The 17,949-nt window shown below is 48.2% G+C and carries 13 protein-coding genes, 1 tRNA gene, 1 rRNA gene and 1 pseudogene; 5 read left to right on the top strand and 11 right to left on the bottom strand.

The genetic code is table 11. The features are described 5' to 3' along the window. A pseudogene (locus tag DHN43_RS27490) lies at positions 1-679 on the bottom strand (helix-turn-helix domain-containing protein); the annotation flags it as partial. Between the two features lie 296 nt (positions 680-975). Between DHN43_RS27490 and DHN43_RS26860 the strand changes: the two are divergent. Then, on the top strand, positions 976-1,488 hold the full coding sequence (locus DHN43_RS26860; protein WP_108820704.1) for a DUF1269 domain-containing protein: 513 nt from the start codon (positions 976-978) through the stop codon (positions 1,486-1,488). Between the two features lie 415 nt (positions 1,489-1,903). Here the strand turns inward: DHN43_RS26860 and DHN43_RS26855 are convergent, their stop codons facing one another. Beyond that, entirely contained in the window at positions 1,904-2,680 is a 777-nt protein-coding gene (locus tag DHN43_RS26855) for a 5'-nucleotidase, lipoprotein e(P4) family (protein WP_108820706.1), read from the bottom strand. Between the two features lie 664 nt (positions 2,681-3,344). Between DHN43_RS26855 and DHN43_RS26850 the strand changes: the two genes are divergently transcribed. Both DHN43_RS26850 and DHN43_RS27150 read left to right on the top strand, forming a co-directional pair. Then, on the top strand, positions 3,345-4,571 hold the full coding sequence (locus DHN43_RS26850; RefSeq protein WP_244307050.1) for a tyrosine-type recombinase/integrase: 1,227 nt from the start codon (positions 3,345-3,347) through the stop codon (positions 4,569-4,571). A 180-nt stretch (positions 4,572-4,751) separates the two neighbouring features. After that, positions 4,752-4,898, top strand: a complete 147-nt coding sequence (locus DHN43_RS27150; protein WP_159097014.1) for a hypothetical protein — start codon at positions 4,752-4,754, stop codon at positions 4,896-4,898. A 110-nt stretch (positions 4,899-5,008) separates the two neighbouring features. On the opposite strand, the gene DHN43_RS26845 is transcribed toward DHN43_RS27150, so the two are convergent. Beyond that, entirely contained in the window at positions 5,009-7,018 is a 2,010-nt protein-coding gene (locus tag DHN43_RS26845) for an autotransporter outer membrane beta-barrel domain-containing protein (protein WP_208995650.1), read from the bottom strand. 59 nt (positions 7,019-7,077) lie between these two features. Then, entirely contained in the window at positions 7,078-7,458 is a 381-nt protein-coding gene (locus tag DHN43_RS26840) for a hypothetical protein (RefSeq protein ID WP_159097013.1), read from the bottom strand. Between the two features lie 309 nt (positions 7,459-7,767). Between DHN43_RS26840 and DHN43_RS27145 the strand changes: the two genes are divergently transcribed. Beyond that, a complete protein-coding gene (locus DHN43_RS27145; RefSeq protein WP_159097012.1) occupies positions 7,768-8,133 on the top strand; it encodes a hypothetical protein in 366 nt (121 codons plus the stop codon). Here DHN43_RS27145 and DHN43_RS26835 read toward each other — a convergent pair. Genes DHN43_RS26835 through DHN43_RS26825 form a run of 3 tightly spaced genes read right to left on the bottom strand, consistent with a single transcriptional unit; the run spans position 8,098 to position 11,939 of the window. Further along, positions 8,098-9,099 carry an ABC transporter substrate binding protein gene (locus tag DHN43_RS26835; protein ID WP_108820700.1) on the bottom strand — a complete coding sequence of 334 codons (1,002 nt, stop codon included), beginning with the start codon at positions 9,097-9,099 and terminating at the stop codon, positions 8,098-8,100. The genes DHN43_RS27145 and DHN43_RS26835 overlap by 36 nt on opposite strands. Then, on the bottom strand, positions 9,092-11,152 hold the full coding sequence (locus DHN43_RS26830; RefSeq protein WP_208995649.1) for an MFS transporter: 2,061 nt from the start codon (positions 11,150-11,152) through the stop codon (positions 9,092-9,094). Before DHN43_RS26830 ends, DHN43_RS26835 begins: the two co-directional genes overlap by 8 nt. Position 11,153: 1 nt before the next feature. Then, a complete protein-coding gene (locus DHN43_RS26825; protein WP_108820699.1) occupies positions 11,154-11,939 on the bottom strand; it encodes a hypothetical protein in 786 nt (261 codons plus the stop codon). A 635-nt stretch (positions 11,940-12,574) separates the two neighbouring features. Here DHN43_RS26825 and DHN43_RS26820 point away from each other — a divergent pair. Further along, positions 12,575-13,498: a LysR family transcriptional regulator gene (locus DHN43_RS26820; RefSeq protein ID WP_108820698.1), complete on the top strand. Its 924-nt coding sequence runs from the start codon at positions 12,575-12,577 to the stop codon at positions 13,496-13,498. 84 nt (positions 13,499-13,582) lie between these two features. Here DHN43_RS26820 and DHN43_RS26815 read toward each other — a convergent pair whose 3' ends face one another. From DHN43_RS26815 to rrf, 4 genes are all read right to left on the bottom strand, one after another. After that, positions 13,583-14,836, bottom strand: coding sequence for a hypothetical protein (locus tag DHN43_RS26815; protein ID WP_159097011.1), 1,254 nt, complete (start codon positions 14,834-14,836; stop codon positions 13,583-13,585). A 1,171-nt stretch (positions 14,837-16,007) separates the two neighbouring features. Continuing rightward, the gene (locus DHN43_RS26810) at positions 16,008-17,120 is read right to left on the bottom strand and encodes an IS30 family transposase (protein WP_244307052.1); all 1,113 of its coding nucleotides are present in this window, start codon (positions 17,118-17,120) and stop codon (positions 16,008-16,010) included. A gap of 344 nt (positions 17,121-17,464) precedes the next feature. Then, positions 17,465-17,541 (bottom strand) — tRNA-Met (locus tag DHN43_RS26805). Positions 17,542-17,598: 57 nt separating this feature from the next. Continuing rightward, positions 17,599-17,713 (bottom strand): 5S ribosomal RNA (rrf, locus tag DHN43_RS26800). Between the last annotated feature and the right edge of the window lie 236 nt (positions 17,714-17,949).

Here is a 17,949-nt window from a genome sequence, read left to right as displayed (position 1 = left end):
TGGGCCTTGATTACCGCACAAGCTGGCGAAGTGATCAGATAGTAGGATTTGAGTAGGCGGGAAACAGAAGCCGCTGACAAAAAATACTCTTTTGTGGCAGGGAAGCGTACGGCAAGCTCGCGAGGWGACAGATCCGGTTCCTCCAGAGCCAGCTCAACAATCTGATCGCGAATGGCATCAGGGATGCGGCTCCAAACCTTCGAGGATCGGTGTACACGGTCTTCCAGCGCCTCGACGCCACCCTCAAGGTAGCGGGCATACCAACGGTAGAATGTGGTACGGGGAATGCCAAGGGTTGTCAGAGAGTGTTTGACCGGCAGGTGGGAATTCTCGACCAGACGAATAATCTCGGCTTTCTCATGGGCGGGATACCTCATATGTCGTCCTCCCCATCGTCCAGCATACTTTTTTTAAGAAGCCGGATCTCCAACGCTTGTTGAGCAACAACCTCTTTTAATTCTCGTGATTGTTTACGCAACTCTTTGACTTCGCCCGTATTGGCCTGGCGGGTGGTGTCTCCGGTGAGACGTTTTTTGCCAGCCTCCAGAAATTCCTTGGATCAGCTGTAGTAAAGCCCTTGCGAGATGCCTTCCTGACGACACAGCTCGGCAATGCGGTCTTCGCCACACAATCCTGCAAGCACAATGCGGATCTTCTCTTCTGCAGCGCTGCTGGTCCTTGTGTTTTGCCCCATTCCTTACTCCTGTCGTCGTGATCATGGGCCAAAACACTCCCTTATTCAAATCCGTAAGCCTGTTCCATAGGTGCTGACGACAAACAGAAAAACACGCTTTTCCAAAGCTCCCAACATAATTCTAAAATATTCGGCAGTCTGTTAACCAGCTAATAGACACAGCACCTTCATCTGCTCCATAGCTTGCCAGCAAACAACACAGGCCTGTGCGATCGACCAAACCCAATGATCGATGTTCAAGCCTGTTTGCTTGTTTTAAAGACTAAAACAAGGTGATAGAAATGTCCGAATTGATCGTCATTGGCTACGATAATGAAGCAGAAGCAGAAAAAGCACGCGAAGAACTGTTAGAACTACAACACGAGTATATGGTGGAAATTGCAGGTGCAGTTGTCGCCAAAGCAAATGAACATGGAAAAATAAAGCTAAACCAGATGGTCAACATGTGGACTGCCGGAGCCGGTGGAGGCGCATTTTTGGGATTACTGATTGGTCTAATTTTCCTGAACCCTCTTCTAGGTGTCGTTGCCGGGGCGTCAGCCGGAGCACTTGGCGGGGCGCTCAGTGATTATGGTATCAACGACAAGTTCATGAAGGACGTCGCTTCTGTACTAAAACCAGGGCAGGCAGCTTTGTTTATGATGGTCCGCAAGGAAGTATCCGACAAAGTCATTGAAAAGCTTGGTCAACAGAGCGGTCATATCATCCGAACAAATCTTGATCGCTCCAAAGAAAGCTCCCTTCGTGAAGCCTTCGACTCAGCTCATTCTGAAGTTTCAAGTGTAAACGTATAGAATTCAAGAGATAGGGTCGGGTTACCAATGCCTTTGAGGTACTGTGTTGCCTGACCTTTATACGTTAAAGGGCTTGAATAATCACTTAGTGCAGTCATCATCATGCTCTGAGAAAACAGTCAGACACTGCGGGTATACAGCTTTAATATGCGCTTCTAATCCGGGAACAACGCATGTGATGTTTCAATCCTCCTTTTCGGTAAAAGAAAATCCTGCACCGTAAACGAACTTCCCAGCTTGTCTTTCTGCGCAGGGCTGTACAAGTGGTGCCATGCTCACCTCATAGACCTTCGAATGTTTTCGCAAACCAACAAAGACATGGGTCGCTGACACCACTTGTTCGCATTTTAGTTGGGCATTAAGACCAATCAATCACCGGAAAATCTAGCGATTTGAAAAAGATAAATGGATCTAGTCACCATTTTTCAATGATGGTCTCATCGCTCCATGTGGTCAAAGGAGCTTCGGACCACGTGCCGTACGCGGTGTTAGGGAAAACGATCCACTCTGTACCCCATTTAGCGGCACTCTCATCGACAAGAGATTTCTGGTGATCCAGAGGAGTTTTGCGGAAACCACCATCGAAGTCATGCAATGTATCTCCCAGCATCAGAACAATCTGGTGGTCTTTCCGCACAATCTCGCGTCGCTCCACTTTGGGTGGTCCAAGCAGAAGAACAGTCTCGGGGCTGATCTGTGGTAAACCCAGCTCATTCAATGTGGCCAATGTGTAATCTTTCTGCTTGTCTGCGCGGTCTGAAATGTAGCGAATAGCAACCCCCAGTTCATCTGCGTAATTTAAGAACTCCTTTGCTCCAGGGATCAATGTCGGCTTACCATCGCGCTCCCATGGGAGCCAAGTGTCCCATACATCATATGTATGGCAGTTCTTCAGATCACGAGCCAACAGGGCACTATTATCAATCACAGTTTCATCCAGATCTGAAACAATAGCCAGTTTCGAAGAATCATCTGCCGCTTTGACTGCAGCTGCAAGTTTCTGCGTAGCAATGTTATAGGCTTGTCTCTGTAGTGCCCGAACTTCCGCTGATTGCTGCTGGAAACGCAAGCCCATGGTAAACTCCGCAACAGAACAGTCGTTTGAGGAAGCTTCTTGCGCGAAGCTCGCCTGCACCAGTGAACCCAAGGTCAAACAGGCCAGTACGGAAGTCGTGAGGAAGCGTTGTTTCATAAGACTATTCTCTTCCATTGAGCTTTTGCTTTCATGGCTTTGTGAAATATCACAAAGCCATGATCATGAGGCATACAAAACTCACAATCGATCTTAAACCGTGTTCATAGTCTTATTGACAGATGGAAATTCCCTTGGCTGCCAAGCGGTCAGCATGACACGCTGGGAACAGCGTATCCAAGAGTTCTGGTCACTGCTGCGCTTCATGAGTTTACAACAGCTCGACAAAGTGGTGAGAGCGAGAAAGGCATAGCAAGGACGTTAGAACATTTCGGAAAGAGAGCGAAACTACTGAAAATTGAAAATCTGCCGACAATTCTAATGTGGACGGCCTTGAAGAAATCAACGCTTTTTCGCGAAATTAATTTGAAAGGTTATCTACTGGAGCAAAGAGGGGGTGAAATTGCGCTTTCCAACGCTCTCATTTGCTTACACAGTGCTGACACAGAACGGTAAGCAGCGAGGTTTTTGACCTATGACGGTTTGGATGCTGTTTTGCACAGGTCCTAAAAGAAAGCCCCAAAGGTCGTCAGAAGCTGTCATGCCGTCAGAAACAGCTGCAAACGGAGGCGTTTTTCGACTTCAAAATTCGTATGTGTGGTGGCTCCTGTCACGAGCCGTCAGCGGGAAAGGTATGTCTATGCCGAACATAACGAAGCGAACGATGGACGCGGCAAGGCCAGCAAGCAAAAAGCAAATCTTCTGGGATAGCAAACTCAAAGGCTTTGGCCTTCAAGTGATGCCAAGCGGAGCAAAAACATTTGTTGTGCAATATCGCACGCATGAAGGCCGCTCCCGTCTTATGAACCTTGGGAAATATGGTGAATTGACACCTGATCAAGCCAGAGATCTAGCAACCGACGTTTTGGCGAAGGTCCGTAACGGTGATGATCCCTTGTTAAAGCGAGAAAGCAAACGATCTGCTCCCACAGTGAATGTTCTTCTTGATACTTACATGAGCAAACACGTGCAGGTTCATAATAAGCCCAAGACAATGAAAGACATTGAACGTCTCCTAAAGCGGTGTGTTCGTTCACGACTGGGGCAAATGAAACTCAACTCTGTCAGGCGGCAGGATGTTGCAAAGCTGCATCACTCGTTGAGAGCAACACCTCGTCAAGCCAATCAAGTTCTGGCGGTCTTATCTAAGGCGTTCAATCTCGCTGAAGTATGGGGCCTAAGGCCAGAGCACAGCAACCCGGTTCGCTTGGTCAAGCGTTACAAAGAAAACGAGCGTGATCGTTTCCTGTCAGAGGAAGAGCTGCAAAGACTGGAGCGTACCCTTGAACTGGTAGACCAGGAAGGCCTTCCCTGGATCATAAAAGCCGGGAAGAGCACAGCCAAGCACTTGCCCAAGGATGTTGCAAAGCGGAAGACACCTATAAATCCGAGAGCTCTTTATTGCTTACGTCTGCTGCTTTACACCGGTGCACGCTTGAATGAGATCACAACCCTGAAATGGAAGCATATTGATTTTGAATTGGCCACGATTGCACTGCCTTCAAGAAAGGGGGATGAGCGTAAACCTCATCCGGCAAGTAACAGTGTGATCGAAATCCTCTCTGATATTCCAAGAGTGGATGGTTCACCATATATTTTGCCCGGCTTTAAAGATCCGACACGCCCCATTTCGATTGAAGTAGTTGAGAATGCATGGCAGCGCATCCGCGTCCATGCCAACATTCCTGATGTACGTATTCACGATCTGCGCCACACGGTTGGCACCTTCGCAGCCCAAGCAGGCAGCAACGCCTTCCTCATCAGCCACCTTCTACGCCACCGCAACGTGACCATCACCAATCGCTATGTGAACCATGATGCCCATCCAATCCGGGTACTGTCAGAGACGATTGGTGAACGGATTGAGGCTGGATTGGAAGGACGAGAATGAGAACTCGGCTACAGGCATTTGGAGGTACTTATCTGGATAATTGCGAGCACCGCATGTTTCAATGTGATCATTAGCGGACATTCGAGCACCCTTGCGGTATCCTTAGCCGGAACATAAGCTGAGACGGAAGGGGAAAAATGAGCGTGCCCTCAGCACTATCGTCTGCGGGTATGAGTTCGATTGCCAGTGCTTATTGTTGGGTCTGGCACGCAAACTGTTGTTGAAAATGGAACAGTGTTTGGTGCTGTGACCATCGGACGATGCGGTGAGCGCGCAGGCAACAGTCCAGTCGCCATGCGTCTCATGGACAAGGCCGGTATAAGATGATGGAGATGGCGTACTTTAGTACTCAGTGTGTTTTAAGAAGGCTTGCCCACCGCTGTTGATCCCCGGCGGCGGGCATGATGATCTGTGCGGTGGTGGTGACTCAAGGATGATCAGAAACGCAAGGTAAGGTTTGCGCTGAGCCCTTGATCGGTGAGCCCAGAACCGAACCGGCCATTATAGGACAATCCAATGGCTGCATCCTCTCCAAGGTCAACTGCAACGCCCACATCAAGCACTAGGGTATCTCTGGCAACAGGCGCACCGGCGACAGAGAAGGTACTTCCACCATGAAAGGCATGGCTGGCAAACAGCTCCTTGCCGCCGAACGCGTGCTGCCAAGCGGCTTGAGCTAAAAGCTTCACGCTGAACTCACCAAGATCAGTCAGAGTTTCTACTCGCAACCCGATAGTGGTAAAGGCGCTATCTATGGTTTGATGATCAGCCGTCAGAGCAGCTGTACCGCCGGTTTCAGAGTACCCGTCGCTGGATAAGCGGATGTAGGACACATTGGCAAAAGGTTCCAGACTGCTCATGTTGTGATCAAACCGATATCCCACCTCACCAAAGAACTGAGCAGTGCGCGCATCATAGGAACCAGCCAGGTTTTCAGAGAGGCCAGTAAAAGCAACCGAGCGTGCTGTGTCGATATCATGCCATGCATAGCTGCCAACAACACGGAGCCCCAGAGCATCAAACTGAGCTCCACCATAGGCACCAAAATACACTGTACCGCCGGTTGCAGAGGACTTTCTGCTATTCACCTCTAAACTGGTATCATCATAACCGCCAAAAGCTCCAAGACGGGTATTATCACCGATCAGGACATCACCTCCCACAAACAACCCGCCGACCGAGCGATCAAGCCCTGCAGTGTTGTGGTTTCCACTCCAGCTCCCCCAGGCGCCAAAGCCGTGCCCCCAGAAAGAGGCGCTCTCGCTGATACGTTTTTCAGCCTGTGCCTGTCCGTCGGCGGCCACAGCTCCCGTTGCAATGCGCATACGGTTCAGCGCAGCTTCGCGTGCAAAGCGGCTGTCCTCAAGCAGCGCTGTTCTGATCGAAGCGTGTACTTCGCCAGAGAGGTGATCAAGCGCCTTCGGTGCCTCTTCACCTGAAAGGTTGAGCACCGCGTTGTATAAAGGCCCGCTGTCAAGCGAAAACACACCGTCGCCCGTCGCGCACTGATTGGCGCTCATTCCTGAAGTGCAGAACGTGGGCGTGGCAAGTTCTGAAGTCAGAAAAACACTATTAGCATCATAGGACAGGGCAAAATTGAGGAATGCAAAATCATCGGTTGGTGTAGGGGAAACGAATGTTCCATTAATGCCGCCATCTGCGGTGATGATGGTGTAAATCGTGCCATCGGTATAGGTCGATCCGTCATCAGTTCCGTTCTCCGGCAAGACATGCACCGTTCCACCATTGATCGTGACGGTGTTATTGGCAGCCAGCAGATCATTATTGACACCCGCTGCAGCGCCGCCGTCGTTCAGCTCAACCTCATAAACCGAACCGGCATTGAAAACAGTCGATGTCGTGTTCATCGTATCAATGGAGTTACCTGGCCCGATCACAGCACCGGAGTTGACTGTAACTGCTCCCAGAGTACCCGACCCACCAAGACTGCCGCCGTCAATCGTGACATCGCCAATGGAACCATTAACAACCAGCTTGCCACCAGAAACTATCGTGTCGCCGGTGTAGGTGTTGGTGCCAGTCAGGATCGTAGTGCCGGAAAGCTGATTGACACTGCCATTCCCGCTGATATCCGCGGAAAAGGTGTAGTCGCTCTCCGTGTGGTTGAAGTTGATCACCCCAGTACCAGCTCCGAACTCAACCGCTGGAGCATCAAGCATACCGGCTACAGCAGCCGTTTCACCACTGCCCGGACCGATATTCAAAACGCCAGAACCCGTTGAATTAGAACCCAGCTGCATCACCCCGGACACTCTCACTGTTGCATCGTTGGAAATCGTCAGAGTACCATCACCATCGCGGCCGACATATAGATTCTCTGAATTGTCCCAGGTTGACGCGATGCCGGTCACCTCAACAATGCCGGTTGTGTCTTTGTAACGGCCGATATAGCCGGATTCGTTACTCACCGTGCCGCCATCAGACACCGTCAGAGAGCCCCCCATCGCGGCCGACACTCAGATTGCCCAAGTTGACCCGGTGCCGGTCACCTCAACAACGCGGTTGAGCCTTTGTAACGGCCAACATAGCCGTAGTTACTATTCACCTTACCGCCATCGGATACCGTCAGAGTTCCTTCGCCGCTGTAGCCTACCCTCAGATTTTTTGCCTTTGCCGTTCCGTTGGTGGTTTTATCCGTTACTTTGGTCGGATTGGGTGCTGTGGTATCGATGTAAACACTTCGTGCCCCATTCGGGATAATATCCCCAGACCAGTTATCCTCAGCAAACCAGTCGGTCGAGTGGTTACCTTCCCAAGTCTGCCCAAAGGCGTCGGTTGCTACGGACAACATCAAAGGTCCTGATACAATTAGCCCTGCCGCAAGATAGAGCGCTCGACTTGCTGTAGTGCCGGCCACTTTGGTCATGCACCCGCCGCACCGTAGATGGTCCAGAAAATGATCGAAATATGTTCCTGAAGGGGGCGTAATCATGCGGCTATTGGAACTCTTGGTTCAAAATCTTTGATGTACCCATCTCACTCCAAAACCTGATCGTTTTGATGTGAAATGGTGCGGAATTTGTCGGTGCCTGTTCAGGAACACTCGTCAGTTTTGGGTATGGCTTCCCGAAATGAGCCAGATGATACCTGCGAAGTGCTTCCGGTTCGGATGGACACTTTTTATGGGCAACGCGCTCATGCGTAACGGTCTCTGCCACTCATTCGGATTGAAGCGGTGGAGAGCAAAAATGGGCAATTGGATCAGATAAAAAAGGTGGCTTTTTGCTATTTATTGCCGATCATTTCGTCAGGCTCAAACCATCTTTGGCAAGCCTTCCAAATTCTTCATGGGTTGAAAATACCTAGACCCCTGAACCTTCACAACAGAAAGAAATTGAAGGATTTATTGCTATTAGCTATGAAGCGGAGGAGGGTGAATGCGAGCTCTGTTGCACAACACTTCAGTGGCGAAATCCAGCGCAAAGCGCGGGTATTAGACCGCGGTGATGATCAAGTTAACTTGCAGCCTGTCATGGCCATGAGTGCCGATGAGAAAATACAGTTGTCATTTAACAATCTTTGCGATGCTGATGATCGATAAGGGAGGGTAAAGACTAAGTCGCTTTGCGGCTTGCATGTTTACGAGTACTGAAAATCGTTCGAGAGCCCTGATTGATAGTGCTCCAGGTGACTTTGCTTTGAATAAAATTTCGTAGGCCTGAGAAGCTGCTAATTTGCCTACGTTTTTGTAGCTGTTAGAAACAGACATAAGGGCCAGGCCATCGCGAACCATTTGTTCATATGCACTAAAAACCGGCAGATTTTCTGATATTGCAGCTTCTGTGTAACTTTGCCGGTTTTCGAGATTAAAAGAGCTGGATCCAACATATAACGCGTCTGCGCCCAGGGCTTTAGCCTCGGCAATCTTGAGCGGAATTTCTGCTGGATCTGCCCGTTCGTCCGCGCCAAGACTATATTCAAGAGAAATGACCTCAAAACCCAATTGATCTGAAAGTGCCGCCAACTTTTGAGTATTCTGGTGAGAGTTAACTGCGTTCGGCTCGTTAATAACCGCGAGATGCTTTATGGGTTGGTACTCAAAAATGTGTTTGAGCTGTACAGTCTCATTCACACGATTATGCACGCCAGTTACCAAGGGCCGCCCTGAGGTTTCATGGTCTACGATAATGCCTGCACGAACCGGATCTGCGACAATCATAAAAAGGGATGGGATGTCACCCAAACCTGAGCCTATACCGTAATCTGCAATCGTGCCAATGAGAGAACGCGTGACTGAAGTCCCCCAGGTGACAACAAGATCGGGTCTCTCTTTGAGGAGAAGTTGCTTCACTTCCGGCAAGAGGCTTTTGTCTTTCGCCACATCAGTGACGATCACGTTTACAGGAAGCTTTCTGCTTTTGAAGTAATGAGTGAAGCTTTTACAAGCCTCTTCACAGCCACGCCAAACAACCATATGCACCTGAAAAGCGTCCGAGTCGTCCTCTCTGGCTCTTGTTGCCCCTGCCATTAAAACAAGGGCAACTATGATGAACATCACTTTAGGCATGAGCTTGCACCTCCTGCTTTGAGGAGCGTGAAACCAGAAGCATTATGAGTCCCGAGCCAATAATCGCAGCACCAAGAAGTGCGGCAACAGTGGTATACTCTTGCTTTACAAGCAGTGCTGCTACGATAAGTGGACCAGCAGCGCTGCCGACACGCTCAAACATACGAAGATAACTCAGCGCACCAGTTCTGCTAATTTGTTGCTCCTTCTCGACTGCTTCCATGACCGCAACCATGATGGGAGCCTTGATGAAGGCATGAGCGAGGCCTACCAACGCGACCACTATAAACACAGCGATAATGTTCGTGTTTTGGTATAGAGCCATCAGAGCCACTCCTGACGCAATTGTTGCATAAGTGATCACGGAAAGATTTTTTCCAAGCTGATCAGAGAGACGAGAGGCCAGTGGGCTGATTGGTATAATAATCAAGGAATAGGCCATCATAATCCGACCAATCTCAGATTGACTGGCATCCAGGCTGGCCAGATAGATTGGAACAAAGAAATAGAGGAAACCTGTGAGGACGATCTTGGTCGGAATTGCGCAAAACATCAGGATTGCCACGAACTGCGTGTTTCCTATGAGCGTTATCAAAGGCTTACCTGCTTTTGATGTTGTTGAGACGGTATCCGACTTGAAGCTTGGCAACTCGTTTTGCAGCATTCGCCAACCCAGAATACCTGCAAGGACCATAAGACTGATAGCGATTACGAAAACTGGCTTATAACCAACCCAATCAGCCAAAATTGCACCAATTGCCGTTCCACACATAGTGGCTGTCATGGTAACACCAACATAGGTTGCCATTGCCTTTGCACGGCTCCCTTCGTCTGCAACAGCAGCAATATAACTCTGGCAACTGATTGTAATAATCCCGTAACCGATTGCAGTAATCGAACGAGCAATAACAATGTCAGTTGCGTCTTGGGCTAAAATACAGAAAATGTAACCACCGATTGCAGGTACCAAACCAGCGAGGTAAAGCTTTTTGTTGCTGAAACGTTCGATAAGCTGTCCTGAAAACGGTGAGATGATAGCGACGACCAGCATGAAGGCTGAAATCGGCAGGCCCGTCATGATGTCTTTTTCGAACCAATCGTTTTCATCGTAATACTCCATGGAGAAAAACGGTAGAAACGACTTTTGAAGCTCATCAGCTAAGCAAAATACAAAAAGTGGTATCCGTGCATCTGCAATAGACGCCTTGTTACCTTCTTCGACACGATACAACTTGTATTTCTTAGCGAAAGTACGCAACTCTTCGCGTGATATATTTTTTGCCTGCTGCAGTTGCTCAAGCGTTTTACGAATTTTGGCGTTTTGCCGGTTCATCGTTGCAATGAACCGACCGGCCCAATCTTTGCGGTCAGAGCCAAGATATGTGCCCAAATGCCCTCCAGCACACTTTACGATAGCTGTTTCAACAAGACGTAGTGGCACTGTTATGGTTGAACTGACGCAAACAATCACGACTTCAACCGCAATCAGACATGCCGCCAAGAGAAGAACAAATGTATCAAGAAAGATACTGGTGAGCTGACTGTTGACGTACTCCTCATCCAAAGTGGTTTGCACTTGAACAACAGGAGCACCATTCACAACTACATCCGTTAATACCGTCTGTTTCCTGTTGTCAGAACCAAAAATGAAAACTCCTAATTTCGAGAGGGAGTCGAAGGTTTGCTGAGCAAGTAAAATGGCATTGCTCTCGGTACTCTCACGCTCTAGGGGGAGTGTCTCACTCTCTCCCAAATGCACTGAAGAGTTAACTGCAACAATAGAAATTCCACTTATTTCCTTGTGTTCTGCAGTTAGATCAGTGAGGTACTTTTTAACTCCCCTGATTTCAGAGAACGGAATACCAATCTCGCTAGCATATTCTAGATTTTGCTTGACGGTTTCGCTAACGCTCCGTGCCTTTGCAAGCAAGAATGGGTTTAGGCCAGAGTTAAACTCCGTCAGAGTAACAACAACACTTAGAAATGCTGCCACTGACATAGCAACTGACATAGTCAGCAAAAAGTGCCTTGAGAATCTTGAGAATATCGTCACGTCAACTTTCCTCAAGACTATTGCTCAGTTTGGTGACTGCGCTGACACTAGACATTTTCGAAAGGTCAAGTAGTGCTGTTTCTTGCATTCTCTTGCCCTTCGATATCTGTTTTTGCAGCTCATCAGATCCCTTGGGATCAAGAGTTCCCAAATCCGCTTTACCAGACTTCCTGAAGTAAGACTTTCGAACATGTAATTGGAACAAGGAGAAAAGGCCTATCGAGATTGCAACGAGTGCAAAAATACCCAGATACATAAGTGTGAGACGAGACCATGTGTCTCTCACTTTTGCTGATAGCTCTTTAGTATGCTCTGAGATTAAAATAGTTCCCATAATGGAGTTTGAAGAGTCGCGCAGTATGCGGCCAGCGTACAGATACTCCCCACTTTCACGTGTTATGGTCTTATCATCACTCGTTAGAACGCCGGGCAGAACCTCATTCATATCTTCTTGCAAGACATTGCGATCTCCGGAATGAGCCAGGATCGTGCCCTGAAGATCTAAGAGAATAATTTGATGAATCTTTGGGTCGCGCAAGCGCTCGCGTTCGATCAAAGCGTCCAGATCGGATATTTCATGCATGCTCAGGCCGACAGCTTCCGCTCGCCGGATAACCACGTCAATAGCGCTCGCGGTGACTTGCAACCGAGATGATGTTGCCTCGACAACCAGTGTTCGAAACTTAAGCAAGCTTAAAGCACTTTGGAGCGCAAGCATCACTGCAATAACCGCAAGAGTCGAAACAACAACTCGCAATCTAATACCAGAAAGCATCTGAGTATCCATAAACTAAGGTCTCTAATCTTATCGTCACGTGTAATTTGAAACTGTGACGTTCACCGGATTATCTGGTTGGAAGGCGGGTCTGAGGCACAGCAGCTAACGGGCGTCGTCTTGGTTATGTGGAGCAACTGTCGCACCAATCGGACAAATAACACCTCAAGTTTCAGTTGGGTGATAAGTATTACATTTTCATATTACTTGATATTTCGATATTATTTGAATTTACAACATACTAATAGAATTCTAATTTGAGAATATATCGCATTTTTGCAATTGATTCATTTGATAGAGTGGAGATAATTTAATATACGCATCATGTATACGTAATTTTTATTTAAATATATCCCATTGATACTTAATGGCATCAAAATTAATCGCAGTATTATTGACATCTACTAACAGCGAATATAGATCTCTCAGTCCGAAATGCACACTATCGCAACCTCGAGTTAAACACAGAGATTAAATGTAACGCGGAATGCGGGCTCTCGTTACTTATCATCGCTCATTACATTCGTTCCATTTCCATTTTGCGCTCCAGTAAAACTACGGACAGTGAGTAAGCAACTCATTAGGCCACCGCAACAAAAAGAAATTGAAGGCCCTATAGCTATCGGCTATGAGGCGGAGGAGGGTAATTGAGTACATTGACCATTCAGAGACTTGAGATCTTTCGAGCAATCTATGAGAATGGAAGTCTTACTCAGGCAGCGTCAGAGCTTAAACTTGCGCAACCTACCGTTAGTAAGCATATCAGTAATTTTCAACGGACATTGGGATTTGACCTCTTCGTCAACGAAAAGGGGCGCCTGCGACCAACCGTAGAAGCAGATGCGCTCTACCAAGAATGTAAGGATATGTTTGATCAGCTGGAGCATATTGATCAGTCTGTTCAGTCACTGCGTCGCGGTAGTGAGCAAGTCCTCAGGGTAATGATTGTTGTACCTGGAGCACAACTGCGCCTCTTCAGTGATGCTATCCGGGCCGTGAGAGATCGATGGCCAGATATTAATTTGATTGTTTCTGTGGGAGGGCGGGATACTCAGATTTGGAAGCTGCGCAGAGGGGAAATTGACCTTGGAATAGGAACTCCTAAGCTGCCCCATCCAGATATTGAAAGTGTGGTTTTGACCACCTTGCGGATGGTGGGTATCATGCCAGTAACGCATGAACTTGCAACTCAGAAGAAAGTTTCAGTTTCCGATTTTGGCAAGTTCCCGAGCATTTTACCGTCAGAATCTACATTGTACGGTAAGCTCATTTTGAGAACCTTAGAGCATGTGGGTGTCGTTCCAGATACCAAGATCAGCGCGGATGCGCCCAGCCAACTGCCATTACTTGTAGATTCATTAGAATGCTTGAGTATTCTTGATATGATAACAGCCTTTCATCCACCTAAAGATGCGGCCATCAAAGTTTTACCGTTAGATGTGTCCATGGACTACAACGTCTGCGTCAATCGGATCCAGGGCCGTGTTCTTACACCGCAAGCCGAGTTCTTAATTGAGAAACTGCGCGAAGGGTTGTTACAAGAAAAGCATCGTATGGAGCGACAGCTTTAGGGTTGTAGACGAATTTTGTGTGTGAACTCAGTTTGTTGAATGAAGAGGCGGCGCAAGATAAAGACGCCGCCTTTAAGATACTTATCACTCAGCACAAGGCTCTAGGCAGAGTGGGTCATCTTCTCTGCAATAACCGGGAACGCATTGTGGACCGCCATAACCAGCCGGCGGATTAGAAATGCAGGCATAGCCTTGTGTATCGGTGGCTCCTGTACACTTTCCAGTCTCCAGACAGCTCTCAGTTGTATTTGTCTGGAACTGGAAAAGTACTCGATTGGTGGCATGTTTGTCTGGATTGCATGTAGCAGTAAAGGTGTTTGTCACAGACTGTGATAGCGCCGTTTGGAAGTTCTCTGACAATGCAAAGCTCATTGACACCTGTTCACTGACCTTTCCACCAGCGCCAAGAACCTCAAAACTTTCCTCCATAGATTCTGTGACTGTACTTGTCCATTCTGCCGTCGTCGACCAGGTATTGGTGCGTGAGGTACCGATTGAAAGTTGTTCCGAAATCGAGCATCCTTGCCCCTGACAAGACTGGATTTTTGACCAGACCCCAAATGTACTGGTAGCAGATGGTGCTACGGCCATCCAATAACAACGCTTGGTTTCGTGGACCGGATTTGGCCCAAAGGTTTCATTGTTACATTCATAGATACTGTCTGCTGAATGCAAAAAGCGCCAATCAAATTGATTGTCAGTGCCATAACGCATGAGAACGACATCGCCGACTTGCGGAGTGCAGTTTTGTCCCTCGGTAGCGCACTCTGTGAGCGTGTTATCCTCTGACAGAGTATAGTACGCGCTACTGCTGTACTGGCATACCTTGTCGGTGCCGTTGAGCGGGTTGTAGTTGAAGTAATCGTTGGTGCATGCCACTGTTTGCTCGCCATCACCGGACATCACGGTGTACATCCAGCTGTTGCTGCTGCCATATCGGATCCAGTGCATCTTACCTGTATCAGGCAGGTTGAACGTCGCCCCTTCCTTCGCAACTTCAATATAGCTACCCTCAGGTGCGACTTTCAGTAGGTTCGCTGTCGTATAGGCACACTTCTTGTTTTGACCATCCGACGGGTTGCCCCAGAAATTGTTGCAGGAAATTCTGTCCAGACCCTGAGCGAGGATGTAGGTATAATTATCTCCCTCACCGTATCGCATGGTGATGACGCCGTCACTGTCGGGATAGCAGTGCTTGCCCTCATCGGCGCAGTTAACCCAACTTGTTTCTTCCGTTTGCTCCTCGCTTTGCTGAGTGGTATCGGCTTGCACGGGGGGCGCGATCAAGGCTTGGGCTACGAGCACAAAGCCTGCAGCAGTCAAGAGATTTCGTAGCAAAGGATAATCCTTTCAAGAAAACACACTAGATGTGAAATGGCTCAAGCTACGTCTTGCAAGCACGCAGCAGGGTACGCCGTTCCAGATTTTTGAAGATCTGTTCAACTGAAGAGAGGGGGGGGGCTTATTTTAAAAAATTGGGATCTAAACATCGCTATCCTCACGTAGAACCGCGACAAAAAGTAGATTGGCCTCACAACGGTAGCAACACAAATAATTTTAATGCTATATTGCTGTGGTCTATACGTTAAATAATCTAATTATGATTAGTTTTATATAATTTTATTTGATTTGTACTTAGATAAGCACATTGCCGTTAAGATGTAATGATATAACAACTTAAAGCATTACATAGTGAAGACGGTAGCCTTAAAATAACCAAGGAATAATTTGGGAGAAATGCCAAGGTAAACATGTAGAGGCTCCTTAGAACTATAATAGGACCACTCCAGCTAGCGAAGTCATTGGGTACTTCTTCGATCCTTGACGACAAAGGGGTATCATCAAGCTGCTAACTGGCATTTCTCCCACATCAAAGTTAGTCACTCAGGCTGTTGCTCTTCTTACTCCTATTAAACTTAGCAATAACAGACCTGGAATCAGCGATTATCATTTTGATGCCATCGATGATTGAGTATTTGAAGGCAACTATGCTTACAACGCAAAATAGTTATGAGAGACTTTGCTTTGGGCTATACATTAAAGTTTAAAAGCAAAGGTATTGGTTTTGAACTTAGCTCTCTAGAAAGAGAGCGAGCAAGACCAACTGCCTTCTACTTAAACTGCTTGACTAGGTGGTGAGATCGGCTGTTCAGGTTGTTGTAGACTTGAACTACATAACTTAAAACGCTCATCCAATTTGGAAGTGCTTATGTGTGCAACCAAGGAGGTGCCGCCGCACCACTGACAGTTGGACACAGTACATGCTTCAGTTAGCGCCCGCAGAGCTCCGTCTCGTACTCGCTTAAGGCAACCTGCTTTGCAGGCAGATCTACGCTTTCTCCACCTTACATTCTCCGATCGAAACGCGACTACTAACCCAACACTCGAAAAGGGGACTGATTTCAGACCAATTCGAGCCTTCTACGTGTAAGCCGTTTGCATAGCTTATACAGAGATTGCCATTCAACTCTTGCTAGAACTGCTAGAATGTCCGCGACGAGTGGTGGATTCAACTGGTCGCGGCAACACACTGTGAGAACTTCTCAGCTGGGGTTTGATATTGCAAGGTCTTGCGGGGTCGTTGGTTGAGTTGCCTTGCGATTGCATCAAGTTCAGGCTGCGTGTGTACAGATAAGTCAGTGCCACGGGGCAAATACTGCCGCAGCAAGCGGTTCTTGTTTTCGTTTGATCCGCGTTGCCACGGTGAATGTGGGTCGCAGAAGTATACAGCAACATCCGTTACTAATGTCAGGCTTAGATGATCTGCCATCTCCTTGCCTCGATCCCAAGTCAAGGATTTGTAAAGCTCTTTTGGCAATTTGTGGGTGTGTTTGATCAACCCGGAGATAACACTGCTCGTGTCTTTGTTGGCAACCTTGATCAACATGACATAGCGTGTTTGCCGCTCAACAAGAGTGGCGATATAGCTATTCTTGGATCCTCCGATCAGATCACCTTCCCAATGCCCCGGTATTGCACGGTCTTCGACGCAAGCGGGCCTTTTGCTGATCGAAACGGCATCCTTAATTTGGCCTAGACTATTTCGTTTGAGGCTTGCGTGTCTGGATCGGCGTATCGTGCGTTTAGCACGCAGGTGGTCCAGCAGTTCTTTCTTCAATACGCCGCGAGCCTGTATGTAAAGGCTTCGATATATCGTCTCGTGGGACACCTGCTTGTTTACATCTCCTGGAAAGCTACGTTTGAGCCAGCCGGCAATCTGTTCTGGAGACCACTTGCTGCGCAGCTTCACCGATACTGCATGGCTCAAAGAAGGATGGCAAGCCAGTTTGCATGTCTTGGGCCGTAGAGCGCGGTCCCAGGCAGCTTGATCCGCCGCTACCGCGCGATAAGCGACCTGACCACCATTTCGCTGCACCTCGCGACTGATCGTAGACGGAGTGCGGCTCAAYTGGCGGGCTATAGATCGTAAAGATGCGTTGATGCTGAGACCACGCGATATCTCTTCACGCTCTTTCAAACTCAGCGCCAGCTTACCACGATGCCGATCAGAAGGGCGGATGCCTCCGGTCGGAGAAATAACAGAAAACACAGAGGAGGACTGCCGGTCGAACACACGGCCAATCGAACTCATCGTTTCTCCCCGCTGCCATCGATCCCAAATCTGTGCTCATTGTGCGGCAGAATAGTAAATACGGCGGCGATACGTCATGTCGAACACTCCATCTTTATTCAAAGATTAAAGTGTTGCATCCACCTGTTGAAACCACCGGAGCTCACCAACTCTCAGGCAAGAATTTAGATTGTAATCTATACTCTTCGCAATCGGCATAGAACATCCCGATCGTCCCAAAGCGTTAGGAAGCCTGACGTCATTTGCCAGTCATCTCTTTCCGCCGGGCGTCTCACGAACATGTCTTTTGTTGACGTGGTGTTGACGCGAACGCAAAAAGCCCTGAGCGATTGGCTCAGGGCTTTTGTTATGCTGTTGATCTTACGATCATATTTTGGTTGCGGGGGTAGGATTTGAACCTACGACCTTCAGGTTATGAGCCTGACGAGCTACCGGGCTGCTCCACCCCGCGGTAAATAGTGTTTGTTCTGTTTTATTTTGTAGAGATTTGTCGGTGTGTATTATTCATGCCCGGCGGCGCCCTACTCTCCCGCGTCTTAAGACGAAGTACCATTGGCGCAGGGGCGTTTCACTTCCGAGTTCGGGATGGGATCGGGTGGGGGCGCCCCGCCATAGCCACCGGGCAGGAATAAGTCACACTGACTTATGAACTGGTCTGCGATGGCGCTTTTTAAGGCGCCAATGTTGTTATCCAAGTTTTAGCTTTGTTTTGTTAGCGACAAATCTACGTGTTTGTCGATTATGATTATAGCTTAATGGGAGTGATCAAGATCAATCGAGCTATTAGTAAGGCTCAGCTTCGAGAGTTACACCTCTTCCACATGCTCACTATCAACGTGGTGGTCTTACACGGCTTTCA

The sequence above is a fragment of the Pseudovibrio sp. Alg231-02 genome, assembly GCF_900143565.1.
Lineage (GTDB): Bacteria > Pseudomonadota > Alphaproteobacteria > Rhizobiales > Stappiaceae > Pseudovibrio.
The sequence above is the reverse complement of the archived record's forward strand: the minus strand, read 5'-3'. Positions and strand labels throughout refer to the sequence as shown.